The organism is Pseudomonas sp. MF6394, from assembly GCF_002018845.1.
GTDB classification, from domain to species: domain Bacteria; phylum Pseudomonadota; class Gammaproteobacteria; order Pseudomonadales; family Pseudomonadaceae; genus Aquipseudomonas; species Aquipseudomonas lactis.
The window spans coordinates 14,745-35,983 of the sequence record NZ_MVOJ01000047.1 but is presented as its reverse complement, the minus strand read 5'-3'; the positions used below and the strand labels follow the sequence as shown (position 1 = coordinate 35,983).

The 21,239-nt window shown below is 61.5% G+C and carries 22 protein-coding genes and 1 riboswitch; of the genes, 18 read left to right on the top strand and 4 right to left on the bottom strand.

Annotated features, from left to right (window positions below):
* Nucleotides 1-339: 339 nt before the first annotated feature.
* The 5 genes from MF6394_RS30755 to MF6394_RS30735 all read left to right on the top strand — a co-directional run bounded on the left by MF6394_RS30755 (nt 340) and on the right by MF6394_RS30735 (nt 4,940).
* Nucleotides 340-1,380, top strand: a complete 1,041-nt coding sequence (locus MF6394_RS30755) for a DUF2066 domain-containing protein (protein WP_047711522.1) — start codon at nt 340-342, stop codon at nt 1,378-1,380.
* Nucleotides 1,381-1,435: 55 nt separating this feature from the next.
* Nucleotides 1,436-2,509: an AI-2E family transporter gene (locus tag MF6394_RS30750; protein ID WP_003193054.1), complete on the top strand. Its 1,074-nt coding sequence runs from the start codon at nt 1,436-1,438 to the stop codon at nt 2,507-2,509.
* Between the two features lie 203 nt (nt 2,510-2,712).
* Nucleotides 2,713-3,417: a DnaA regulatory inactivator Hda gene (gene hda / locus MF6394_RS30745; protein ID WP_003193052.1), complete on the top strand. Its 705-nt coding sequence runs from the start codon at nt 2,713-2,715 to the stop codon at nt 3,415-3,417.
* 209 nt (nt 3,418-3,626) lie between these two features.
* Nucleotides 3,627-4,256, top strand: a complete 630-nt coding sequence (locus MF6394_RS30740; RefSeq protein WP_003193051.1) for a C40 family peptidase — start codon at nt 3,627-3,629, stop codon at nt 4,254-4,256.
* 144 nt (nt 4,257-4,400) lie between these two features.
* A complete protein-coding gene (locus MF6394_RS30735; RefSeq protein ID WP_032895899.1) occupies nt 4,401-4,940 on the top strand; it encodes a C40 family peptidase in 540 nt (179 codons plus the stop codon).
* A gap of 135 nt (nt 4,941-5,075) precedes the next feature.
* Here MF6394_RS30735 and MF6394_RS30730 read toward each other — a convergent pair whose 3' ends face one another.
* The gene (locus MF6394_RS30730; protein WP_078468174.1) at nt 5,076-6,389 is read right to left on the bottom strand and encodes a PQQ-dependent sugar dehydrogenase; all 1,314 of its coding nucleotides are present in this window, start codon (nt 6,387-6,389) and stop codon (nt 5,076-5,078) included.
* A gap of 99 nt (nt 6,390-6,488) precedes the next feature.
* A riboswitch (cobalamin riboswitch) is annotated at nt 6,489-6,735 on the top strand.
* Between the two features lie 78 nt (nt 6,736-6,813).
* On the opposite strand from MF6394_RS30730, the gene cobO reads away from it, so the two are divergent.
* From cobO to MF6394_RS30665, 13 genes are all read left to right on the top strand, one after another.
* Nucleotides 6,814-7,425, top strand: a complete 612-nt coding sequence (gene cobO, locus MF6394_RS30725) for a cob(I)yrinic acid a,c-diamide adenosyltransferase (RefSeq protein WP_005790169.1) — start codon at nt 6,814-6,816, stop codon at nt 7,423-7,425.
* Entirely contained in the window at nt 7,422-8,804 is a 1,383-nt protein-coding gene (locus MF6394_RS30720; protein ID WP_044268413.1) for a cobyrinate a,c-diamide synthase, read from the top strand. The genes cobO and MF6394_RS30720 overlap by 4 nt, the downstream gene beginning before the upstream one ends.
* Entirely contained in the window at nt 8,801-9,451 is a 651-nt protein-coding gene (gene bluB / locus MF6394_RS30715; RefSeq protein ID WP_078468173.1) for a 5,6-dimethylbenzimidazole synthase, read from the top strand. The genes MF6394_RS30720 and bluB overlap by 4 nt, the downstream gene beginning before the upstream one ends.
* The gene (gene cbiB / locus MF6394_RS30710; protein ID WP_078468172.1) at nt 9,448-10,356 is read left to right on the top strand and encodes an adenosylcobinamide-phosphate synthase CbiB; all 909 of its coding nucleotides are present in this window, start codon (nt 9,448-9,450) and stop codon (nt 10,354-10,356) included. The genes bluB and cbiB overlap by 4 nt, the downstream gene beginning before the upstream one ends.
* Nucleotides 10,349-11,338 carry a threonine-phosphate decarboxylase CobD gene (cobD, locus tag MF6394_RS30705; protein ID WP_078468171.1) on the top strand — a complete coding sequence of 330 codons (990 nt, stop codon included), beginning with the start codon at nt 10,349-10,351 and terminating at the stop codon, nt 11,336-11,338. Before cbiB ends, cobD begins: the two co-directional genes overlap by 8 nt.
* Nucleotides 11,335-12,786, top strand: coding sequence for a cobyric acid synthase (locus tag MF6394_RS30700; RefSeq protein ID WP_078468170.1), 1,452 nt, complete (start codon nt 11,335-11,337; stop codon nt 12,784-12,786). The genes cobD and MF6394_RS30700 overlap by 4 nt, the downstream gene beginning before the upstream one ends.
* Nucleotides 12,787-13,336: 550 nt before the next feature.
* Nucleotides 13,337-13,858, top strand: a complete 522-nt coding sequence (gene cobU, locus MF6394_RS30695) for a bifunctional adenosylcobinamide kinase/adenosylcobinamide-phosphate guanylyltransferase (protein WP_044268425.1) — start codon at nt 13,337-13,339, stop codon at nt 13,856-13,858.
* On the top strand, nt 13,855-14,910 hold the full coding sequence (gene cobT, locus MF6394_RS30690; protein ID WP_078468169.1) for a nicotinate-nucleotide--dimethylbenzimidazole phosphoribosyltransferase: 1,056 nt from the start codon (nt 13,855-13,857) through the stop codon (nt 14,908-14,910). The genes cobU and cobT overlap by 4 nt, the downstream gene beginning before the upstream one ends.
* A complete protein-coding gene (cobC, locus tag MF6394_RS30685) occupies nt 14,907-15,482 on the top strand; it encodes an alpha-ribazole phosphatase family protein (protein WP_069558881.1) in 576 nt (191 codons plus the stop codon). The genes cobT and cobC overlap by 4 nt, the downstream gene beginning before the upstream one ends.
* 2 nt (nt 15,483-15,484) lie before the next feature.
* Nucleotides 15,485-16,213, top strand: a complete 729-nt coding sequence (locus tag MF6394_RS30680) for an adenosylcobinamide-GDP ribazoletransferase (protein WP_078468176.1) — start codon at nt 15,485-15,487, stop codon at nt 16,211-16,213.
* Between the two features lie 42 nt (nt 16,214-16,255).
* On the top strand, nt 16,256-16,660 hold the full coding sequence (locus MF6394_RS30675; protein ID WP_044268436.1) for a MarR family winged helix-turn-helix transcriptional regulator: 405 nt from the start codon (nt 16,256-16,258) through the stop codon (nt 16,658-16,660).
* A gap of 54 nt (nt 16,661-16,714) precedes the next feature.
* Nucleotides 16,715-17,923: an MFS transporter gene (locus MF6394_RS30670; protein WP_078468168.1), complete on the top strand. Its 1,209-nt coding sequence runs from the start codon at nt 16,715-16,717 to the stop codon at nt 17,921-17,923.
* Between the two features lie 150 nt (nt 17,924-18,073).
* Nucleotides 18,074-18,625, top strand: a complete 552-nt coding sequence (locus MF6394_RS30665) for a glutathione peroxidase (protein WP_032895915.1) — start codon at nt 18,074-18,076, stop codon at nt 18,623-18,625.
* A gap of 65 nt (nt 18,626-18,690) precedes the next feature.
* On the opposite strand, the gene MF6394_RS30660 is transcribed toward MF6394_RS30665, so the two are convergent.
* The 3 genes from MF6394_RS30660 to MF6394_RS30650 all read right to left on the bottom strand — a co-directional run bounded on the left by MF6394_RS30660 (nt 18,691) and on the right by MF6394_RS30650 (nt 21,099).
* Nucleotides 18,691-19,968, bottom strand: coding sequence for an OmpP1/FadL family transporter (locus tag MF6394_RS30660; protein WP_044268446.1), 1,278 nt, complete (start codon nt 19,966-19,968; stop codon nt 18,691-18,693).
* Nucleotides 19,969-20,113: 145 nt separating this feature from the next.
* Nucleotides 20,114-20,596 carry a hypothetical protein gene (locus tag MF6394_RS30655; protein ID WP_044268450.1) on the bottom strand — a complete coding sequence of 161 codons (483 nt, stop codon included), beginning with the start codon at nt 20,594-20,596 and terminating at the stop codon, nt 20,114-20,116.
* A 278-nt stretch (nt 20,597-20,874) separates the two neighbouring features.
* Nucleotides 20,875-21,099: a hypothetical protein gene (locus MF6394_RS30650; RefSeq protein WP_003193022.1), complete on the bottom strand. Its 225-nt coding sequence runs from the start codon at nt 21,097-21,099 to the stop codon at nt 20,875-20,877.
* Nucleotides 21,100-21,239 lie beyond the last annotated feature (140 nt).

Sequence of the window (21,239 nt, the reverse complement as noted above, 5' to 3'; positions counted from 1 at the left end):
TCCATGCCTTTAGGGCGGATTTCTGTGTAACGACCGTGCGGTCCGGGGCTTTTGAAAAGGGCCCTGCCGTTGACGGTCTGCGAAGGCGCGCGATTTTATCAGGCTTGAGGGGCAGCGGCCATCCTCGGGCCGACGGGCAGGGCATATGAGCTCAAAAAAATGCAAATCGGGCCGGTAATCGTGCGTATTAAGGTATAGCCTTGAACTCGCTAGCGTTATGACAGTATGAAAACTTACCGGGACCCTGTGAATGTTTTACCGGTCGCTGTGTCACAGCCTTGCCAAACCGAGATCACGCGGTCTGTTCCAACCGCTAAATTTGTCGTTCGGGAATCTTCCATGCGTCTGTGTAAATTCTTCTTTGTAGGCTGCTTGTCGTTGGTCAGCCTGGCGAGTCATGCCGAAACCCTCAATGGCCTCTATCAAGTACTTGAACCAGTCAGCAGCCAGTCGCCCCAAGAGCGCGACCAAGCCACCCAGCGTGCCGTTCAGACCCTGGTGATCCGCCTGACCGGCGACGCCAAGGCCGCCGATGGCCCGGGCCTGGCGGCGATCCGCAAAGACCCGCAACAAATCATCAGCCAGTACGGCTACGACGCCGGCCCGCCGGAAAGCCTGCAAGTGGACTTCGACCCGGTCAGCACCGACCGCGCCTTGCGTGATGCGGGCCTGTCGATCTGGGGCAGCAACCGGCCGTCGATCCTGGGTTGGTGGCTGAACGATTCAACTGAAGGCAGCAGCCTGGTCGGCGATGGCCAGGCCGTTGCCCAGGCCCTGCGCCGGGCCGCGCAACACCGGGGGCTGCCGCTGCGCTTGCCGTTGGGAGACCTGGATGAACAGGTAGTCGCCACCGCGCCGAATCTTGAAAGTCCGGACGCCACGCCTTTGCGTGCAGCGTCCGAGCGCTACGGTGCCGATGCGTTGCTGGCGGTGCATGCGCGTCAGGAAGGCAGTCAATGGCAGGCCAAATGGCGCCTGTGGCTGGGCGACAAGGCTGAGGAGGGCACCGCCCAAGGCGCTGACACTGCCGCGCTCGCCGATGCGGTATTGCTGGCGGTCAGCCAAAAGCTGGCGCCACGCTTTGCGGTCAAGCCGGGCGTGAGCACTGAGCAACTGCTTGAGGTGCAAGGCATGAACCTGGAGCGCTACGCCGCCCTGGGTCGCTTGCTCGAGCCCTTTGGCGGCCAGCCGCAGTTAGTGGATGGCAACCGGATTGTGTATCGCGTCAATGGCAGCGCCGAACAACTGCGGACCCAATTGAGCTTGGCCAAGCTGCAGGAAATTCCTGCTGGCGAAACCTTGGCCCAGCCCGTCGTGGTCGATGGCGCGCAACCGGCTGCTGCACCTGAGCCCCAGGCGCAACTGCGTTTTCGTTGGTAAACGGTGTTCCTCCTTCTATATAGAAGAAGGGCGTAGATAACAGATGGAGTGGTATATGGCGGATACGCGTCGTTGGGTGTGGCTTGGCGGGATTGTCCTGCTGTGCGTTTTTGTGTTCTTGCTGCATTCGATCCTGACGCCGTTCCTGGTGGCGCTGCTGCTCGCCTATCTGTTCGATCCGGTGGTGGATCGCCTGGAAAAAGTCGGCATGTCGCGCACCTGGGGCGTGATCACGGTGTTTGCGCTGTTCACGTTGATCATCACGGCGCTGGTGTTGATATTGGTGCCGATGTTGGCCAAGCAGCTGTTCCGTCTTTATGAACTGGCGCCGCAGATGCTCGACTGGTTGCAGCACACGGCAATGCCGTGGGCCCAGTCCAAGTTCGGGCTGGCGGATGGCTTCTGGAAGTTCGACAAGGTCAAGGCGGCCATCAGCGAGCATATGGACAAGACCACCGACATCGTTACGGTGGTGCTCAGCCAGGCAACCGCGTCGAGCCTGGCGCTGATCGGCTGGTTGACCAACCTGGTGCTGATCCCGGTAGTGGCGTTCTACCTGCTGCGAGACTGGGACATCATGATGGCCAAGATCCGCAGCCTGCTGCCCCGTGACCGCGAAGAGCGCGTGGTTTCCCTGGCGGCGGAGTGTCATGAGGTGCTGGGCGCGTTCGTGCGTGGCCAGTTGCTGGTGATGCTGGCCCTGGGCGTGATTTACGCTGCCGGCCTGATGGCGATCGGCCTGGAGCTGGGGCTGTTGATCGGCTTGATCGCGGGCCTGGCGGCCATCGTGCCGTACATGGGCTTTGTGATCGGCATCGGCGCGGCGTTGGTGGCGGGGCTGTTCCAGTTTGGCGGCGACCTGTACCCGATGCTGGGGATTGTCGCGGTGTTCATGGTCGGCCAGGCCTTGGAAGGCATGGTGCTGACGCCGCTGCTGGTGGGCGATCGAATCGGCCTGCACCCGGTGGCGGTGATCTTTGCGATCCTGGCGGGTGGCGAGCTGTTCGGCTTTACCGGCATCCTGCTGGCGTTGCCGGTGGCGGCGGTGATCATGGTGCTGGTGCGCCATGTGCACGACCTGTACAAGGATTCGGACGTGTACACAGGGGTGGATGAGCCCGAGTTGTAATCGCAATGTCACAAACCCGGCCCTGGCCGGGTTTGTTGTTATTGGCGCCGGGTGCGTCAAACAATTCGCGTAAACCTGCGAGTTAACGCAAACCTTTGATTTTGCTTGTGGTCTGCTGCATTGTGCGCCCGGCGTCACGGGTATAAACTTTGCAAACTTTACACAGAGGCCACTAACGGTTCGATGGGAGCCGTTCAGTCAGCATGAAACCGATTCAGCTGCCCCTAGGTGTGCGTCTGCGTGATGACGCTACCTTTATCAACTACTACCCAGGCGCCAATGCCGCTGCACTCGGCTATGTCGAGCGGCTCTGCGAAGCCGACGCCGGGTGGACTGAAAGCCTGATCTATCTGTGGGGCAAGCATGGCGTGGGGCGCACCCACCTGCTGCAGGCCGCGTGCCTGCGTTTCGAACAGATGGGCGAACCGGCGGTGTACCTGCCCCTGGCAGAGTTGATGGACCGCGGCATCGGCATCTTCGATAACCTTGAGCAGTACGAGCTGGTATGTCTCGACGACCTGCAGGCAGTGGCCGGCAAAGCAGAGTGGGAAGAGGCGCTGTTTCATCTGTTCAACCGCCTGCGTGACAGCGGCCGACGCCTGCTGATTGCCGCCTCTACTTCTCCCCGTGAGCTGCCAGTGAAGCTGGCTGACCTCAAATCGCGGCTGACCCTGGCGCTGATCTTCCAGATGCGCCCGTTGTCCGACGAGGACAAGCTGCGTGCGTTGCAACTACGTGCATCCCGTCGTGGCCTGCACCTGACCGACGAAGTCGGGCACTTTATTCTCACCCGTGGTACCCGCAGCATGAGCGCGCTGTTCGATTTGCTTGAACAGCTCGACCAGGCTTCTTTACAGGCGCAAAGAAAATTGACGATCCCTTTCCTCAAAGAAACCTTGGGTTGGTAAGGTCTTGATTTTCCATATGTCGGCATTTTCAAGGCGTCAGAAAACCTGCGTTTGAGCCTTAAGGGCTACGCAGCTGAAGCAATAAATGGAATCACGGCTTAGATGGCATAGTCGAAACGATAAGTCACATAGATCGCGATTGAATTTGCAAATCGATGTGATAGAGGGCATAGTCTCGGCTTCTTTACACATCAGCCACGGTCGTGCCCATGCTAAATCGCTTCGCACCCCTCGTGCCTCTCGCACTCGTTACCCTGTTGTTTGGTTGCGCCTCCCACCCTCAGCAGGTGGCAGAACAGCAAAAACCACAGGTTCAAAATCAGGCAAAGTTCGTTGCTGCACAGTCTGCTTCTGTTTATGAAGAAGAGGTGGCAACCGAAAAAGAACTCGCCGAGTTCTCCGACAGCAAGCCTTACCAGCTGCCACTTCTGGCCGACAGCATCCTTGAGCGCGGCATGTCCCTGATCGGTACCCGTTACCGTTTCGGCGGCACCTCGGAAGCCGGTTTTGATTGCAGTGGGTTCATTGGCTACCTGTTTCGTGAAGAAGCCGGCATGAATCTGCCGCGCTCCACGCGGGAGATGATCAACGTGAATGCACCGTTGGTCGCACGAAACAACCTCAAGCCCGGTGATCTGCTTTTCTTTAGTACCAGTGGCCGCGGTCGTGTCAGCCACGCCGGTATCTACCTGGGCGATAACCAGTTTATTCACTCCAGCAGCCGCCGCAGCGGTGGTGTTCGGGTCGATAACCTGGGTGACAGCTACTGGAGCAAAACCTTCATCGAAGCCAAGCGCGCACTCGCCATGGCCCCGACCACGGTTACCGCTAGTAAGTAAAGTTAAAGTGATACTTGAAGTTTGACGTGTAAGCGCTAGAATCCCTGGACATTGTTGTCATCCGTTCGCGCGAGCTTTGCTTGCGCGTTCTGGTTTTCAACGTTCGGCAGCGAAAGCCGCATCCAGACCAGGATTGTTCTGCACATGTCGACCTCGGCCCGCCTGATGCTTATTGTTTGCGCCGCGCTGCTCAGCGCCTGCGCCAGTCGTACACCGCCCCCCGCGCCCGTCGCGGTCAAGCCTAAGCCGGTGTTCAACTATGCCACCCAGAATTTCTCGCCAGCTGCCGAAGACGTGCTCTTTCGTGCGCTGGGCCTGGTCGGCACGCCTTATCGCTGGGGCGGCAACACACCGGACTCGGGTTTTGATTGCAGTGGCCTGATCGGCTTTGTATTCCGCGACGCTGCTGGCATCTCATTGCCGCGCACCACCCGTGAACTGATCGTGATGCGTGCCCAGGACGTCAGCGAACAAAACCTGCAGACCGGCGACCTGCTGTTCTTCGCCACCGGTGGTGGTTCGCGGGTCAGCCATGCGGGCATTTATGTGGGGGAGGGGCGCTTCGTACACGCGCCGCAAACCGGCGGTACGGTGAAGCTGGATACGCTATCCAAAGCGTATTGGCAGAATGCCTACCTGAGTGCCAAGCGGGTACTGCCAGCGAATCTTGCGCGTAACCCCTGAGCCGAACACAGCACCCCATGTGGGAGCGGGCTTGCTCGCGAAGGCGGTGGTTCAGTCAGAAAATTTATTGACTGATACTCCGCTTTCGCGAGCAAGCCCGTTCCCACATTGTTTTTGTGGCGCTGTTCAAATGGATTATTTGGCCGCAGAAACCCGCCAAACTTTATTGCCCACATCATCGGCCACCAGCAAATCCCCTTGCTGATCAATCACCACGCCAACCGGCCGGCCCATGGCTTTCTCATCGCTATCAAGAAACCCCGTCAGCACATCCACCGGTTGCCCTTTCGGCTGGCCCCCTTCGAACGGCACGAAAATGACCTTGTAGCCACTGTGCGGCTTGCGGTTCCAGGAGCCATGCTGGCCGATAAATGCGCCATTCGTGAAGGGGGTGGGGAGTTTGCTGCCTTCGGCGAAGGTCAGCCCCAGCGACGCAGTGTGAGGGCCTACCGCATAGTCGGGAGCGATGGCCTTGGCGACCATGTCCAGGTTCTGCGGGGTCACACGCACATCCACATGCTGGCCGTAATAGCTGAACGGCCAGCCATAGAAGCCGCCATCCTTGACCGAGGTGATGTAGTCCGGCACCAGGTCACTGCCAATTTCATCGCGCTCGTTGACCGCCGTCCACAGCTTGCCGCTCTGTGGTTCCCACGCCATGCCGTTGGGGTTTCGCAGGCCGGAGGCAAAAATGCGGTGTTGGCCGCTGGCGCGGTCGACTTCCCAGATGGCGGCGCGGCCCTGTTCGGCTTCCAGGCCGTTTTCGCCGACGTTGCTGTTGGAGCCGACGCTGACGTACAGCTTGCTGCCGTCCTGGCTGGCCACCACGTTTTTGGTCCAGTGGTGGTTCAAGGGGCCACCGGGTAAATCCACCACCTTGGTGCCGGGGGAGGTGATCGCGGTTTCACCCGGCTGATAGGGAAAGCGCAGCAACTTATCCGAATCGGCCACATATAAGTCGTTGCCCACCAGGGCCATGCCAAACGGCGAGTTGAGATTCTCAAGGAACACCGTGCGAGTTTCTGCCACGCCATCATGGTCGGCATCGCGCAGCAAGGTAATGCGGTTCGGGCTCGGCACGCCGGCGCCAGCGCGGTCCATGACTTTTTCCATCACCCAGCCACGTACGCCTTTGGCGTCGTCCGGTTTGGGCGGTGCATTGGTCTCGGCCACCAGCACGTCGCCGTTGGGCAGCACGTAGAGCCAGCGCGGGTGATCCAGGCCTTCGGCGAACGCAGATACTTGGGTGCCTGCGGCCGCGATTGGCTTGGCGCCTTCGGGCCAGCCGATGGCCGGGGCGATATTGACGGTGGGGATCAGCGTCTTGTTCGGCTCCGGCAGCCGGGGCGAGGGCCCGGTGCCGTCGGCGACCTGCAGGGTCGAGCTTTCGCCGCACGCAGCGAGGCTACCGGCGAACATGATCAGTAGGGCGAGTCGGGTTTTAGGCATGGTTTTCTCCTTGATACCTGTAGGGGTAGAGAAGCACGAACGGCGGATGGTTCAAGTACAAGGCCAGCTTTAATTGACGCTCCCCCCCCAACCCACTAACCTTCGCGGCTTGTTCCAGGTGCTCTGTGGCGTACGCGTCGACGGAGTGAAACAGGGAAGCCGGTGAGTGAGCGCACTTGTACACAGTGCTGCCGCGATTCCGGCGCTGCCCCCGCAACGGTAAATGAGTCAAGACGGTGCTGTTTGCCACTGTATCGCACGCGATATGGGAAGGCGCACCCTCGGCTGCTAGCTATCAAAAGCGCCACTCATGAGCCCGGAGACCGGCCTGGATCATCCAACAGCATCACGGTGGGCGATGCTTGGCTGTCTGTTTTTCTTTTTCCTGCCCGCCGTTTTTGTCCAGCCCCAACGGAGAGCTGCCATGACTGATTCCCCCGACCGCGACGAACGCCACCTGGCGCGCATGCTGCGCAAAAAAGCCGTGATTGACGAGCGCATCGCCAATTCCCCCAACGAGTGCGGCCTGCTGCTGGTGCTGACCGGCAACGGCAAAGGCAAGAGCAGTTCGGCGTTCGGCATGCTGGCCCGGGCCATGGGCCATGGCATGCAATGCGGTGTGGTGCAGTTCATCAAGGGGCGTAACAGCACCGGCGAAGAATTGTTCTTCCGCCGCTTTCCCGAGCAGGTGCGCTTTCATGTGATGGGCGAAGGCTTCACCTGGGAAACCCAGGACCGCCAGCGCGATATCGCCGCCGCCGAAGCGGCTTGGGCGGTATCTCGGGCCATGTTGAATGACCCCTCCATCGGCTTGGTGGTGCTGGACGAACTGAACATCGCCCTCAAGCACGGTTACCTCGACCTGGACCAGGTACTCAGCGACCTGCAAGCCCGCCCGCCCATGCAGCATGTGGTGGTCACTGGCCGTGGCGCCAAGCCTGAGCTGATCGAAATGGGCGACACCGTCACCGAAATGGGCATGCTCAAGCACGCATTCCAGGCCGGTATCAAGGCACAGAAAGGCGTCGAACTTTGAATCAGCCCCGTCATTGCCCGGCCGTATTGATCGCCGCTCCGGCGTCCGGCCAGGGCAAAACCACGGTCACCGCCGCGCTCGCCCGGTTGCACCGCAACCTGGGACGCAAGGTGCGCGTGTTCAAATGCGGGCCGGACTTTCTCGACCCGATGATCCACGAGCGTGCCAGTGGCGCGCCGGTGTACCAGTTGGACATGTGGATGGTGGGCGAGCAAGAGAGCCGCCGCCTGCTCTGGGAAGCGGCGGGGGAGGCTGACCTGATTCTCATCGAAGGCGTGATGGGCCTGTTCGACGGCACGCCTTCCAGCGCTGACTTGGCGCGGCACTTCGGTGTACCGGTGCTGGGCGTGATCGATGGCACCGCCATGGCCCAGACGTTCGGCGCTTTGGCCCTGGGGCTGGCGCGCTATCAACCCGACCTGCCGTTCGCCGGCGTGCTGGCCAACCGCGTCGGCACCCTGCGCCATGCGCAACTGCTCGAAGGCAGCCTCACCGAGGGCTTGCGTTGGTACGGTGCATTGTCCCGCGAGACCGGCATCGAACTGCCCAGCCGCCATCTGGGCCTGGTGCAAGCCAGCGAACTGAACGACCTTGATGTACGCCTGGACGCCGCCGCCCAGGCGTTGGGCAGCAGTTGCGAAGTGGCCCTGCCGCCGCCGGTGACCTTTGCCGCGCCCGAGGTGATCGAAGCCGAACCCTTGCTGGCCGGTGTGCGTATTGCCGTGGCGCGTGACGAAGCCTTTGCCTTTACCTACGGCGCCAGCCTGGATCTGTTGCGGGCAATGGGCGCCGAGCTGAAGTTCTTCTCACCGATCCATGATCGCCAGCTGCCTGAGGCTGACAGCCTCTATTTGCCCGGCGGGTATCCAGAACTGCACCACCAGGCATTATCGGCCAATACCGCGATGCTGGACGCCATTCGTGCTCATCACGCCGCTGGCAAACCGCTGCTCGCCGAATGCGGTGGCATGCTCTATCTGCTCGACTCGTTGACCGATGTGGAGGGTACACGCGCCGAACTGGTTGGCTTGTTGCAAGGCGATGCAGTGATGCAGAAGAAACTCGCGGCCCTGGCGCTGCAAAGCGTTGAGCTGCCGGAGGGGACGTTGCGTGGGCATACCTATCACCATTCCCTGACCAGTACCGAATGGGAGCCGATTGCCCGTGGCCTTAGCCCTAACGGTGGGCGCGGGGCTGAAGCGGTCTATCGCCAAGGTCGATTGACCGCCTCCTACGTACACTTTTATTTTCCGTCGAATCCTGGCGCGGTGGCCGCGTTGTTTGCGCCAGACCTTCAGACCGCTATCGCAGGCAAGCCAGCTCCCACAGGGGAATGCATTTCAAATGTGGGAGCGGGCTTGCTCGCGAAGAGGCCATGACTGACAACGCATTCCCCCAAGCCGACCGCGACGCCGTCTACCGCGCCATCGCCGAACGCCGCGACATGCGCCACTTCAGCGGCGGCAGCGTCGCGCCTGAACTGCTGCAACGCCTGCTCCACGCCGCGCACCAGGCACCCAGCGTCGGCCTGATGCAGCCGTGGCGTTTTATCCGCATCAGCGACCGTTCATTGCGCAGCCAGATTCAACAGTTGGTAGAAGAAGAACGCGTACGCACTGCCGAAGCGTTGGGCGAGCGCTCCGATGCGTTCATGAAGCTCAAGGTCGAAGGCATCAACGACTGCGCCGAGGTATTGGTCGCCGCCTTGATGGACGACCGCGAGCGCCACATCTTTGGGCGCCGCACCTTGCCGGAAATGGACATGGCCTCGCTCTCCTGCGCGATCCAGAACCTGTGGTTGGCGGCGCGCGTGGAAGGATTGGGCATGGGCTGGGTTTCGCTGTTCGATCCCCAGGCCCTGGCCGAGCTGCTGGGCTTGCCGCCCGGCGCAAAACCCCTGGCAGTGTTGTGCCTGGGGCCGGTGGCCGAGTTTTACCCGGCACCGATGTTGCAGCTACAAGGCTGGGCCGAGCCGCGACCGCTGAGTGACATGCTGTATGAAAACGCGTGGGGAGTGAGTCAATGAGTGTGGCCTTGCTGTGTGTGGCTGCGGTGGCGCTGGATGCGCTGCTGGGTGAGCCCAAGCGCTGGCATCCGCTGGTGGCGTTCGGCAATTTTGCCGGGCGCATCGAGCAACGTTTCAATAGCGGTGGGCGTGGCTGGCGCAGCCATGGCGTGACCGCGTGGTTTATCGCGGTGGTGCCGCTGACCCTGCTGGCCACGGCGTTGTCGTGGGCGCCCTATATCGGCTGGCTGCTGGAGATTATGGCGTTGTACTGCGCCCTGGGCATGCGCAGCCTGGGTGAGCATGTGACTCCGGTGGCCCAGGCCCTGCGCCGTGATGATCTGGACGAAGCGCGCATGCGTGTGAGTTACCTGGTCAGCCGCCAGACCAGCGAACTGGACCACACTGAAGTCGCCCGCGCGGCCACCGAATCGGTGCTGGAGAACGGCAGCGATGCGGTATTCGCTGCGTTGTTCTGGTTCGTGGTGGCCGGTGTGCCAGGCGTGGTGCTCTATCGCCTCAGCAACACCCTGGACGCCATGTGGGGCTATCGCAATGAGCGCTTTGAGCGTTTCGGCTGGGCAGCCGCCAGGATTGATGATGTGCTCAACTATATTCCTGCGCGTTTGGTGGCCTTAACCTACGCGCTATTGGGTAAAACCCGCCTGGCGCTCAAATGCTGGCGCACCCAGGGCCCGACCTGGGACAGCCCCAACGCCGGCCCGGTGATGGCGGCAGGGGCCGGCGCCTTGGGTGTGGAACTCGGCGGTGCGGCGATTTATCACGGCGAGGTGCATCAGCGCCCGCCATTGGGCGAAGGCCCGCCGGCCGACGCCGATTCCATTGATCGCGGCTGGCAACTGGTGCAGCGCGGCGTATGGTTGTGGCTGCTGGTCCTGTGCGTGGGGGCGCAAATCTATGCTTGAACATGGTGGTCGGCTGCGTAAGGCCGCGATTGAATACGGCATTGCCGAAGCGGATTGGCTTGACCTGTCCAGCGGCCTGGCGCCCTGGCCGTGGCCGATTCCCGAGATTCCCTTGCGTGCCTGGGCGCGTTTGCCGGAAACCGATGACGGCTTGGAAAAGGCTGCCAGCGAGTATTACGGCGCCGGCCCATTGCTGCCAGTGCCGGGCTCCCAGGCGGCGATCCAACTGCTACCGCGCCTGCGTCGTTCCGGCAAGGTCGGCGTGCTTTCGCCGTGTTATGCCGAGCACGCCGAAGCCTGGCGTCGCGCCGGTTATGTGGTGCGCGAAGTGCAGGAGCAGGAAGTCGACTTCTTTCTCGACAGCCTCGACGTGCTGGTAGTGGTCAACCCCAACAACCCAACGGGCTTGAGCCTGAGCCCGCAACGCCTGCTGGACTGGCATGCACGCCTGGCCCAGCGCGGTGGCTGGCTGGTGGTGGACGAGGCGTTCATTGACGTAACCCCGGACTTGAGCCTGGCCAGGCATGCCGATCAGGTCGGCTTGATCGTGCTGCGCTCATTCGGCAAGTTCTTCGGCCTGGCCGGTGTGCGCCTGGGCTTCGTGCTGGCCGAGCGCAAGTTGCTCAAGCTGTTGGCCGAACAGGTCGGGCCCTGGGCCGTCAGCGGGCCGACGCGGGTGTTGGGCCAAGTGTGCCGGCGCGACACCGACGGGCATGCGCGTCAGCGCAGTCGTTGCATCGAAGCCGGCCAGCGTCTGGTCGAGTTGCTTGAGCGCCGCGGCCTTCAACCCCACGGCGGCTGCGCATTGTTCCAGTGGTTGATTACCCCCCACGCTGAACGGCTGTACGAATTCATGGCCCAGCGCGGCATCCTGCTGCGCCTGTTTGTGCACAACAGCAGCGTGCGCTTCGGCCTGCCCGACACCGACGCCGACTGGCTGCGCCTTGACGAAGCCCTGGCCGCCTACAAGGACGCCACATGAGCACGTTGATGGTGCAGGGCACCACCTCTGACGCCGGCAAAAGCACCCTGGTGACCGCGCTGTGTCGCTGGCTGGTACGCCAGGGCATCGCAGTGGCACCGTTCAAACCGCAGAACATGGCGCTCAACAGCGCAGTGACCGCCGAAGGCGGCGAGATCGGCCGCGCCCAGGCGGTGCAGGCCCAGGCTGCCAACCTGGCGCCCCACACCGACATGAACCCGGTGTTGCTCAAGCCCAACAGCGACACCGGCTCGCAAGTGATCATCCATGGCCGTGCCGTTACCAGCATGAATGCCGTGGCCTACCACGACTACAAAGCCATTGCGATGCAAGCGGTGTTGGCCTCCCACGCGCGCTTGAGTGAGGCCTACCCGGTGGTAATGGTCGAAGGCGCGGGCTCCCCGGCCGAGATCAACCTGCGCGCCAATGACATCGCCAACATGGGCTTCGCCGAAGCGGTGGACTGCCCGGTGCTGTTGATCGCAGACATCAATCGCGGCGGCGTGTTCGCCCATCTGGTCGGCACCCTGGAACTGCTGTCACCCAGTGAGCAGGCGCGGGTCAAGGGCTTCATCATCAACCGTTTTCGCGGTGATATCGCGTTGCTGCAACCCGGGCTGGATTGGCTCGAAGCGCGCACCGGCAAACCGGTGGTCGGCGTGCTGCCCTACGTGATGGACCTGCACCTGGAGGCAGAAGACGGCATCGACCAACGCCAGATCGACAAGGCCGCCCAAGTGCTCAAGGTGGTGGTGCCGGTGCTGCCGCGCATCAGCAACCATACCGATTTCGACCCGCTGCGCTTGCATCCCCAGGTGGACTTGCAGTTCGTCGGGCCGGGCCAGTCGATACCGGCTGCCGACCTGATCATCCTGCCGGGCTCGAAAAGCGTACGCAGTGACCTGGCCTACCTGCGTGCCAATGGCTGGGACACCGCCGTGGCGCGGCACCTGCGTTATGGCGGCAAGGTACTGGGGATCTGCGGCGGCTTGCAGATGCTCGGCGAGCAAGTCCATGACCCGTTGGGCCTGGAAGGGCTTGCGGGCTTCAGCGACGGCCTCGGGTTACTGGCGTTCAGCACCACCCTGGAACAAGAGAAGCAGTTGCGCAACGTGCGTGGACGCCTGGTGTTGGAAGACGCCGACGTCAGCGGTTATGAAATCCATGCGGGGGTAACCTGCGGCGCTGCCTTGGCAAGCGCTGCGGTGCTGCTGGACGATGGCCGCAGCGATGGCGCACAGAGCCCCGATGGGCAAATTCTAGGCACCTACCTGCACGGCTTATTCGAGACCCCGGCGGCGTGCAGCGCGTTGCTGCGTTGGGCCGGGTTGCAGGATGTGCAAGAGGTGGATTATCACGGCCTGCGCGAGCGCGATATCGAGCGCTTGGCGGACTTGGTGGAGCACCACCTGGACACCGAGTTGTTGCGCAAGCTATGTGGGATCTGACGATGTTCACGCGATCAGACTGTGGTAGCTGGCTTGCCCGCGATAGCCATGTGTATCTACACAACGCTGTAGCCCTCAACGCTAACCACGATGCGAAGCGAGCCGCTTTTGATCTTGATCTTGCTCTGCTTTTGATCTCGGGCGCCCCATCAAACCACGCTGGCCGTAATTCGCCAGGGATTTGGGGGGTAAACCGGCAGGGATGCCGGTTTAGCCGCCCCGCGCCATGGATGGCGCGTGGCGGCGGCCCCCCAAATCACTGGCGAATTACGGGCACACCGAGCCTAGGCGAGGTGCCGAGTGGTGGGGCAAGAGCGTTTTGCTTACTTTTGCGCTGTTCAAAAGTGAGCCGCCGTCAGGGCGGAACCCTAAGTGGCCGTTACCTAAATAACGGATATGTACGCGGTCAAATCCAACATCCCGGTCGGCTGTCAGGCCGTCGCGGGAGCACGCTTGCTCGCGAATGCGGTGGGCCAGCCATAGATGCATTCACTGACATACCCTATTCGCGAGCAAGCCCGCTCCCACATTATTTGCCTGGGACCTTTGCATGTATCAATTGATCCTCGGCGGCGCCCGTTCGGGCAAGAGCCGCCTGGCCGAAAAGCTTGCCGCACAGAGCGGGCTTGCCGTCATTTATATCGCCACCAGCCAACCCCTCGACGGTGAGATGAACGAGCGCGTCGCGCTGCACCGCCAGCGTCGGCCCGACCATTGGGGCCTGGTTGAAGAACCCATCGACCTGGCGCGCGTGCTGCGCGAAAACGCCGCCACTGATCGCTGCCTGCTGGTGGATTGCCTGACCTTATGGCTCACCAACCTGCTGATGCTCGAAGACCCGGCGCGCCTTGCATCCGAGCGTGATCACCTGCTGCAAACCCTGGCCTCGCTGCCGGGGGAAATCATTTTTGTCAGCAACGAGACCGGTCTGGGTGTCGTGCCGCTGGGCGAATTGACTCGCCGTTATGTGGATGAAGCCGGTTGGTTGCATCAAGCCTTGGCCGAGCACTGTCAGCGCGTTGTGCTGACGGTTGCCGGCCTGCCCCTGACTTTGAAAGGTACTGCGTTATGACCGATTCCTGGTGGCTCAACCCCTGCAAGACCATTGATGCCGCGGCCCACGAACAGGCGCTGGCGCGTCAGCAGCAGTTGACCAAACCCGCCGGCTCCCTCGGCCAGTTGGAAGCGCTGGCGGTGCAGCTGGCAGGTTTGCAGGGCCAGGCCAAGCCCTCGGTAGAACACCTGTGGATCGCGATTTTTGCTGGCGATCACGGTGTGGTCGCTGAAGGTGTATCGGCATTTCCCCAGGCGGTCACTGGCCAGATGCTGCAAAACTTCGTCACCGGTGGTGCGGCAATCAGCGTGCTGGCGCGGCAACTGCAAGCGCAATTGGAAGTGGTCGACCTCGGCACCATCACGCCGTCCTTGGATTTGCCCGGCGTTCGTCACCTGAATATCGGCGCGGGCACGGCCAATTTCGTCCATGGCCCGGCGATGACCCAAGCCCAAGGGCAGTTGGCCTTGCAAGCTGGACGAGACAGCGCACGCCGCGCCCTGGAAAGCGGTGCGCAACTCTTTATCGGCGGTGAGATGGGCATCGGCAATACCACTGCCGCCAGTGCCTTGGCCTGCGCATTGCTGGATTGCCAGGTCACTGACCTCACAGGCCCTGGCACCGGTTTGAATGCCGCAGGGGTCAGCCATAAGGTCGCAGTCATTGAACGCGCCTTGGCGTTGCACGCCGGCCAGCGCAGTGATGCGCTGCAAACCTTGTTCAATCTCGGCGGTTTTGAAATAGCCGCGCTGGTCGGCGCCTACCTGGCCTGCGCCCAGGAAGGCATCGTGGTGCTGGTGGATGGGTTCATCTGCAGCGTGGCCGCGCTGGTGGCGGTGCGCTTGAACCCGGCGTGCCGCCAATGGCTGGTGTTCGGCCATCGTGGCGCCGAGCCGGGCCATCGCCATGTACTGCACAGCCTCGAGGCGCAGCCGTTGCTGGAACTGGGCCTGCGCCTGGGCGAAGGCAGCGGCGCCGCGTTGGCGGTGCCCTTGTTGCGCCTGGCGTGTGCGCTGCACGGGCAGATGGCGACCTTCGCCGAAGCCGCCGTGGCGGACCGCCCCGCATGACCTTGCGCCTGGACCTGCTGCGCCACGGCGAAACCGAACTGGGCGGTGGCCTGCGTGGCAGCCTGGACGATGCGCTGACCGTCAAGGGCTGGCAGCAGATGCGTGACGCAGTGGTGGGACAGGGGCCATGGGATCGGCTGATCAGCTCACCGTTGCAACGCTGCGCTCTGTTTGCCCGGGAGTTGGGGGCACAGCTCGATGTGCCGGTGAGTCTGGAGGCTGATTTGCAAGAGCTGCACTTCGGCGCCTGGGAAGGGCAGAGTGCGGCCGCGTTGATGGACACCGATGCCCAAGGGCTGGGCTTGTTCTGGGCCAACCCCTATGCCTTCACGCCGCCGCAGGGCGAGCCGGTCATCCAGTTTTCCGAGCGCGTGCTTGGCGCTGTCGCCCGGCTGCATCAGGCCTATGCTGGCCAGCGCGTGCTGTTGATCAGCCATGGCGGTGTAATGCGCCTGCTGCTGGCCCAGGCGCGAGGGTTGCCCCGTGAGCAACTGCTGAATGTCGAAGTGGGTCACGGTGCCTTGTTCGGCCTGCAGGTTGCGGCCGATGGCGTATTGAAGGAAGGACGCTGATGATGCTGCCGTTCTGGATCGCCCTGCAATTTCTCAGCAGCCTGCCCATTCGCTTTCCGGGCATGCCGCAGCCTCAAGAGCTGGGCCGTTCGTTGCTGTTTTATCCGCTGGTAGGGTTGCTGTTCGGCGTGCTGTTATGGGGCCTCAACCAGGTGTTGCAGGGCGCCCCGTTGCTGTTGCACGCCGCGTTGCTGCTCACGGCCTGGGTGTTGCTCAGCGGTGGCTTGCACCTGGACGGTCTGGCCGACAGCGCCGATGCCTGGCTGGGTGGCTTTGGCGACCGCGAGCGCACCCTCAGCATCATGAAAGACCCGCGCAGCGGCCCGATTGCGGTGGTCACCCTGGGCTTGGTGCTGCTGCTCAAGTTCAGCGCCTTGGTGGCGTTGATCGAACAACACAATGGCGCCGCCTTGATCCTGGCGCCCTTGATCGGACGCGCTTCGATGCTGGCGCTGTTTCTCACCACGCGCTACGTGCGTGCGGGTGGTTTGGGCCAGGCACTGTCAGACCATTTGCCGCGAATTGTCGGCCAACAGGTGCTGATCCTCAGCGGGTTGGCCTGTATCCTGATCGGCGGCTTCAACGGCGGCATCGCGGTGTTGCTGGCGGCATTGTGTTTCGTGTGGCTGCGCCAGTTGATGGTCAAGCGTCTGGGCGGCACCACGGGCGATACCGCCGGCGCACTGCTGGAGCTGCTTGAAGTCGTGGTGTTGGTCGGGCTGGCGTTGTAACGCTTTCTTGCAATTGGTTAACTCCGGGTATATACACGCTCTATGCTTGCCTCCCAATGTTTATGCACCAACCTGCGACGCGCCGCCCGTGGCGTCAGCAGGCACTACGACGGCGCTCTCGACGGCTTCGGGATCAACGTTGCCCAGTATTCTCTGCTGTGTAACCTGCAGCGTCTCGACCAGCCGAGCATTTCCAGCCTGGCGGACGCCATGGGCCTGGATCGCAGCACCCTGGGGCGCAACCTGCGCGTCCTGGAAGGTGATGGGCTGGTGCAGTTGGTGGAGGGCGACGATTTGCGCAACCGCCTGGTGGTATTGACTGACGCCGGCCATGAACGGCTGGCCGCTGCGTTGCCGGCGTGGGAAGCAGCGCAACAGAAACTGATTGATAAGCTTGGCGCCGAAAAGCGCGAAATGTTGTTGGCCTTGCTGGATGAACTCGCCTGAACGGCGGTTTGTTCGACTACAAGCGGGTATATACCCGCGAACGGAGAATAAGAAATGACCTCGATGTGGCGCACCAGTGGTTGGGTCCTTTTAGGGAGTGCGCTGATCCTGGCGTTGTCCTTGGGCGTACGGCATGGCTTTGGCCTGTTTCTGGCGCCGATGAGCAGCGAATTCGGTTGGGGGCGTGAAACCTTTGCCTTTGCCATCGCTTTGCAGAACCTGATCTGGGGCTTGGCGCAGCCATTTACCGGGGCCTTGGCCGACCGTTTCGGCGCGACCAAGGCGGTGTTTGTCGGCGGGGTGTTGTACGCCGTTGGCCTGGTGCTGATGGGCATGTCCGACTCCGCGTGGTCACTGTCTTTGAGCGCAGGCTTGCTGATTGGCATTGGCCTGTCCGGCACCTCGTTCTCGGTGATCCTCGGCGTGGTCGGCCGCGCCGTAGCGCCCGAAAAACGCAGTATGGCCATGGGCATTGCCAGTGCGGCGGGGTCGTTCGGCCAGTTCGCCATGGTGCCCGGCACCCTCGGCCTGATTGGCTGGCTCGGCTGGTCGGCAGCATTGCTGGTGCTGGGCTTGATGGTGGCGCTGATCCTGCCGCTGGTCGCCATGCTCAAGGACCGGCCGCTGGCGGTCACAGTGGGCCAGCAAACCCTGGGTGAGGCGCTCAAAGAAGCCTGTTCTCACTCCGGCTTCTGGCTGCTGTCCTTCGGCTTTTTTGTCTGCGGTTTCCAAGTGGTGTTCATCGGTGTGCACTTGCCGGCGTACCTGGTCGACCAGCACCTGCCGGCCACGGTGGGCACCACGGTGCTGGCGTTGATTGGCCTGTTTAATGTGTTCGGCACCTATACGGCGGGTTGGCTTGGTGGGCGCATGTCCAAGCCGCGCCTGCTCACCGGCTTGTACCTGTTAAGGGCGGTGGTGATTGTGTTGTTCCTGTGGGCGCCGGTCACCGAAGTCACGGCGTATCTGTTTGGCATGGCGATGGGCTTTTTGTGGTTGTCCACGGTGCCGCTGACCAACGGCACCGTCGCGACCCTGTTTGGTGTGCGCAACCTCTCGATGCTGGGCGGGATCGTGTTCCTGTTCCACCAGCTTGGCTCTTTCCTCGGCGGATGGCTGGGCGGGGTGGTCTATGATCGAACCGGCAGCTACGATTTGATCTGGCAGGTGGCAATTTTGCTCAGCCTGCTCGCCGCCGCGCTGAATTGGCCGGTGCGTGAGCGGCCAGTGGCACGTATACAGGCGCAGATGGAGGCGGCATGAGCATGACAGCGCGTCTTATGCTGTTGGCAGGGGGGATGGTGTTGTTGCTGCTGGCCTGGTGGGGATGGCAGCGGGGCGGCCTGGCGTTGATGCAACTGGGCATGGCGATCTGTTAAGTTGTGGGTCTGAACCGACTCAAGGACTTTTGACATGCAGATGCGCTGGCTCGCTGTACCCGTCCTGATGGCTATTGGCAGCGTGGCGATGGCCGCCAGTTGCCCACCGTTGCTGGAGGGCCAATTGCCCAAGCTGCGGGCCAAGGAATCCATCGACCTGTGCCAGCAATTCGCTGGCAAACCCTTGGTGATCGTCAATACAGCGAGCTTCTGCGGCTTTGCTCCGCAGTTCAAAGGCTTGGAAGCGTTATATCAGCGCTACAAGGGCGAAGGCCTGGAAGTGATTGGCGTGCCGTCCGATGACTTCAAGCAGGAAGCCAAGACCGGTGAGGAAACCGCGAAGGTCTGCTACGTGAATTATGGCGTGACCTTCACCATGACCGAGCCGCAGAAGGTCAAGGGGCCGGATGCGGTGCACCTGTTCAAGGTGCTTGCGCAGCAGGCTGACGCGGCGCCGAAGTGGAACTTCTACAAGTATGTGGTGGATCGCCAAGGCAATGTGGTTGCCAGTTTTTCCAGCCTGACCAAGCCGGACAGCCCGGAACTGATCAAGGCGGTGGAGCAGGCCATAGCGTCCAAACCCTGATTGGCGAGCACTGAAAAGCCCCGCCTCCTTCACAGGAGAGCGGGGCTTTTTTATACGGCTGCGGGTTAGAACTTGTAGGTCATGCCCAAGCCGAAACCGTTGGCGCTGTTTTCATACTTGGCGTTGTAGCTGGCCAATTGGTTGGAACGCGAAACCTTGACGTCCTCTTCCTTCAGGTAGGAGTAGGCCAGGTCGATGGTCATGTTATCCATGACCTGATAGCCCAGGCCCAGGCTGAAGATCGTACGGTCGCCGGTCGGGATACGCGGCGAGCGATCCGTGTTGTTGGTAGGCGACTGGTCGAACGTCAGGCCGGTACGCAGCACCACCTGCTTGGTGAGCTGGTACGAGGTACCCACGGCGTAAGCCCAGGTGTCGTGCCAGTTCTGGTCTTCCTTGATCGTGCTGACCAGGCCTGGGGCAAGCGCGCCGCCAGTAGCGCCGCTGACGCCTTCGTTCTTGACGGTGATGTCTTTCAGGCGGCTCCAGCGTGTCCAGGTTGCACCGGCGTAGAGTTTCCACGCGTCGGTCAGGTCTTGAGTGACGGACAGGTCGTAGGACTCAGGGGTGTCGATTTTCAGCGAAGCGTCATAGCGGTTGCTGCGCAGGAACGGCGAGGTCGCGGTCGGTGCGGTGACTTCGGTGTGGCCGTCCAGCTTGTAGCTGACCTTGGAGTGGTAGGTCAGGCCGACACGGGTGGTATCGGTGGCTTGAACCAGCACGCCGATGTTGAAGCCCAGTGCGGTGTCGTCACCCTTGATCTTGATATTGGTGTCTGGCGCGCGAGGGTTCAGCGTCAGGTCTGATTCCAGGGTACCGGCAATGCGGTTGATGGTCGGGCCGAAACCTACGGAAACGCGATCGTTGAAGGCGTAGCTGACGGTCGGTTGCAAAGTGATGACTTTCACTTCGCTCTTGCTGCCAAAGCCACGGCCCTGGAAGCCGCTTTCGTAGTCGGTCACCAGGCCGAACGGCGCATAAACGCCGAAGCCGACAGCCCACTGGTCGTTGAGTTTATTGGTGTAGAAACCGAAAGGCACGGCAGTGAAAGGCACCATATCGCCTTTATTGCTGCCAGCGGAGCGGCCGCTGACATTGCTGATATCGGTGGAGGCATCAATGGCTGCAACGCCACCAGTGATCTGTTGGCCTTCCAGGCGCGCCATACCAGCAGGGTTACCGAACACAGTGCTCGCATCATCGGCAGAGGAAGAGCGACCTGCGAAACCGGTACCCATCCCGCTCACGCTCTGTTCGTTGAGCGCAAAGCCGCTGGCGAACAGTTGGGAGGATGCCATGGCAACGGCGAGGCTAAGTGTGGTCTTGAGCATTACTTTTTTCATTATTAGAACTCCGTGTGATCACCGCTGCGGAAAGTATCAATAAATTTCAGATCGCGCTATAGGCTGTAATGCTGGAGATAGAGCGGTTTTGTAGGACAATCCGACCAAAATTGCCGTTTTTTGCCGAATCTTGCAATTTGCCCGGTCAACAAGTTGCCTGTTTCATTGGGCTTACACAGGTTTGCCAGGCTTGAGTGAAATCTCGCAGGCGGCCCTGGGGGTGGAATATTTCTTTCCAGATACGCGCCATGGCCAGTACATCGCCGGGCGCGGGCAGGGCAGGACGATGTTGTTCCACCAACAGCCAGGCGATCGCCGTGGCGTAGCGCAGATTTACCGTCAACTCCAACTGGGGCGCGCTGAGGAACGCATGTTGGCTGGCTAGCCCACGCACCAGGCTGGCGCGTTCCGGGTCCAAGGCCAGGTAGCCATCCCAGAGGGCGCGGTGGCGGGGTTCGGTGATGCTGTAGAGGCCATGGCCGCGGCGGTCATGCAGCGCCGAGCCCAGTTCTGACTGGCTGGCGGCAATGCCCAGCAGCAGGGATTCGGCTGTTGGGCTGTGACGGCCGAGGTACATCAGCGTCGGCCGGATCACATAACGACACAATTCACTGGCGGCAATACCCATACGAGCCTCAGTCCGTGCAAAGAATGGACGAGCCTGAGAAGGGGAGCTTGGCAGCGGTGAATCGGATCTCAGGCCCGTCGTAAGCGGATCATGCCGCTTGAGTTGAAGTGTAGTGTCATATTCACGATGTAAAGGACTGTTTTTAAAACATCTTCTGCAACCGGTTATAACGTTTATATCGATTTGTACTTAGCGCCACCGGCTCAAGGCCAAATTCCAGGCAATAAAAAACCCTGTTATTCAAACAGGGTTTTTTGAGTTTCAGCGACGCGGGTCGATCAGGCAGTCAGTGCCTGACGGGTACGATCAATCACGGCCTGCAGCGGTTCTGCGCTGGAGTATTGATCGGGGTACAGGCGTTCGCTGTGACGAGCGATGCCGTGTTCGTTGACCAGGGTGAAGCTGAAGCAGCCTTTGCGAGCGGCCATGATCAGGCAGTTCATTGGGGCAAAAGCGTTGGTGAGGGTGCGAATGGCATCCTGAGTGTGGATTTGAGCGTTCATATTATTGGTGTTCCTACAAATGACACGGATAAGAACCGTGCAACGTTAAAACGTTCCAGTAACGCTGATCACCATTGATCAAACGAAGAACCCGACTGGAACAAAGCAGCCAGTTTGAAGCGCTATTAAATTAGGCGCGC

Coding starts and splice junctions, on each gene's coding strand:
- MF6394_RS30700 (WP_078468170.1), top strand. CDS start 11,335: ATGAGCACGTTGATGGTGCAGGGCACCACCTCTGACGCCGGCAAAAGC.
- MF6394_RS30650 (WP_003193022.1), bottom strand. CDS start 21,099: ATGAACGCTCAAATCCACACTCAGGATGCCATTCGCACCCTCACCAAC.
- MF6394_RS30735 (WP_032895899.1), top strand. CDS start 4,401: ATGTCGACCTCGGCCCGCCTGATGCTTATTGTTTGCGCCGCGCTGCTC.
- MF6394_RS30680 (WP_078468176.1), top strand. CDS start 15,485: ATGCTGCCGTTCTGGATCGCCCTGCAATTTCTCAGCAGCCTGCCCATT.
- cobD (WP_078468171.1), top strand. CDS start 10,349: ATGCTTGAACATGGTGGTCGGCTGCGTAAGGCCGCGATTGAATACGGC.
- MF6394_RS30660 (WP_044268446.1), bottom strand. CDS start 19,968: ATGAAAAAAGTAATGCTCAAGACCACACTTAGCCTCGCCGTTGCCATG.
- MF6394_RS30675 (WP_044268436.1), top strand. CDS start 16,256: ATGCTTGCCTCCCAATGTTTATGCACCAACCTGCGACGCGCCGCCCGT.
- MF6394_RS30730 (WP_078468174.1), bottom strand. CDS start 6,389: ATGCCTAAAACCCGACTCGCCCTACTGATCATGTTCGCCGGTAGCCTC.
- MF6394_RS30755 (WP_047711522.1), top strand. CDS start 340: ATGCGTCTGTGTAAATTCTTCTTTGTAGGCTGCTTGTCGTTGGTCAGC.
- cbiB (WP_078468172.1), top strand. CDS start 9,448: ATGAGTGTGGCCTTGCTGTGTGTGGCTGCGGTGGCGCTGGATGCGCTG.
- cobT (WP_078468169.1), top strand. CDS start 13,855: ATGACCGATTCCTGGTGGCTCAACCCCTGCAAGACCATTGATGCCGCG.
- MF6394_RS30750 (WP_003193054.1), top strand. CDS start 1,436: ATGGCGGATACGCGTCGTTGGGTGTGGCTTGGCGGGATTGTCCTGCTG.
- MF6394_RS30670 (WP_078468168.1), top strand. CDS start 16,715: ATGACCTCGATGTGGCGCACCAGTGGTTGGGTCCTTTTAGGGAGTGCG.
- MF6394_RS30665 (WP_032895915.1), top strand. CDS start 18,074: ATGCAGATGCGCTGGCTCGCTGTACCCGTCCTGATGGCTATTGGCAGC.
- cobO (WP_005790169.1), top strand. CDS start 6,814: ATGACTGATTCCCCCGACCGCGACGAACGCCACCTGGCGCGCATGCTG.
- bluB (WP_078468173.1), top strand. CDS start 8,801: ATGACTGACAACGCATTCCCCCAAGCCGACCGCGACGCCGTCTACCGC.
- cobC (WP_069558881.1), top strand. CDS start 14,907: ATGACCTTGCGCCTGGACCTGCTGCGCCACGGCGAAACCGAACTGGGC.
- hda (WP_003193052.1), top strand. CDS start 2,713: ATGAAACCGATTCAGCTGCCCCTAGGTGTGCGTCTGCGTGATGACGCT.
- MF6394_RS30655 (WP_044268450.1), bottom strand. CDS start 20,596: ATGGGTATTGCCGCCAGTGAATTGTGTCGTTATGTGATCCGGCCGACG.
- MF6394_RS30740 (WP_003193051.1), top strand. CDS start 3,627: ATGCTAAATCGCTTCGCACCCCTCGTGCCTCTCGCACTCGTTACCCTG.
- cobU (WP_044268425.1), top strand. CDS start 13,337: ATGTATCAATTGATCCTCGGCGGCGCCCGTTCGGGCAAGAGCCGCCTG.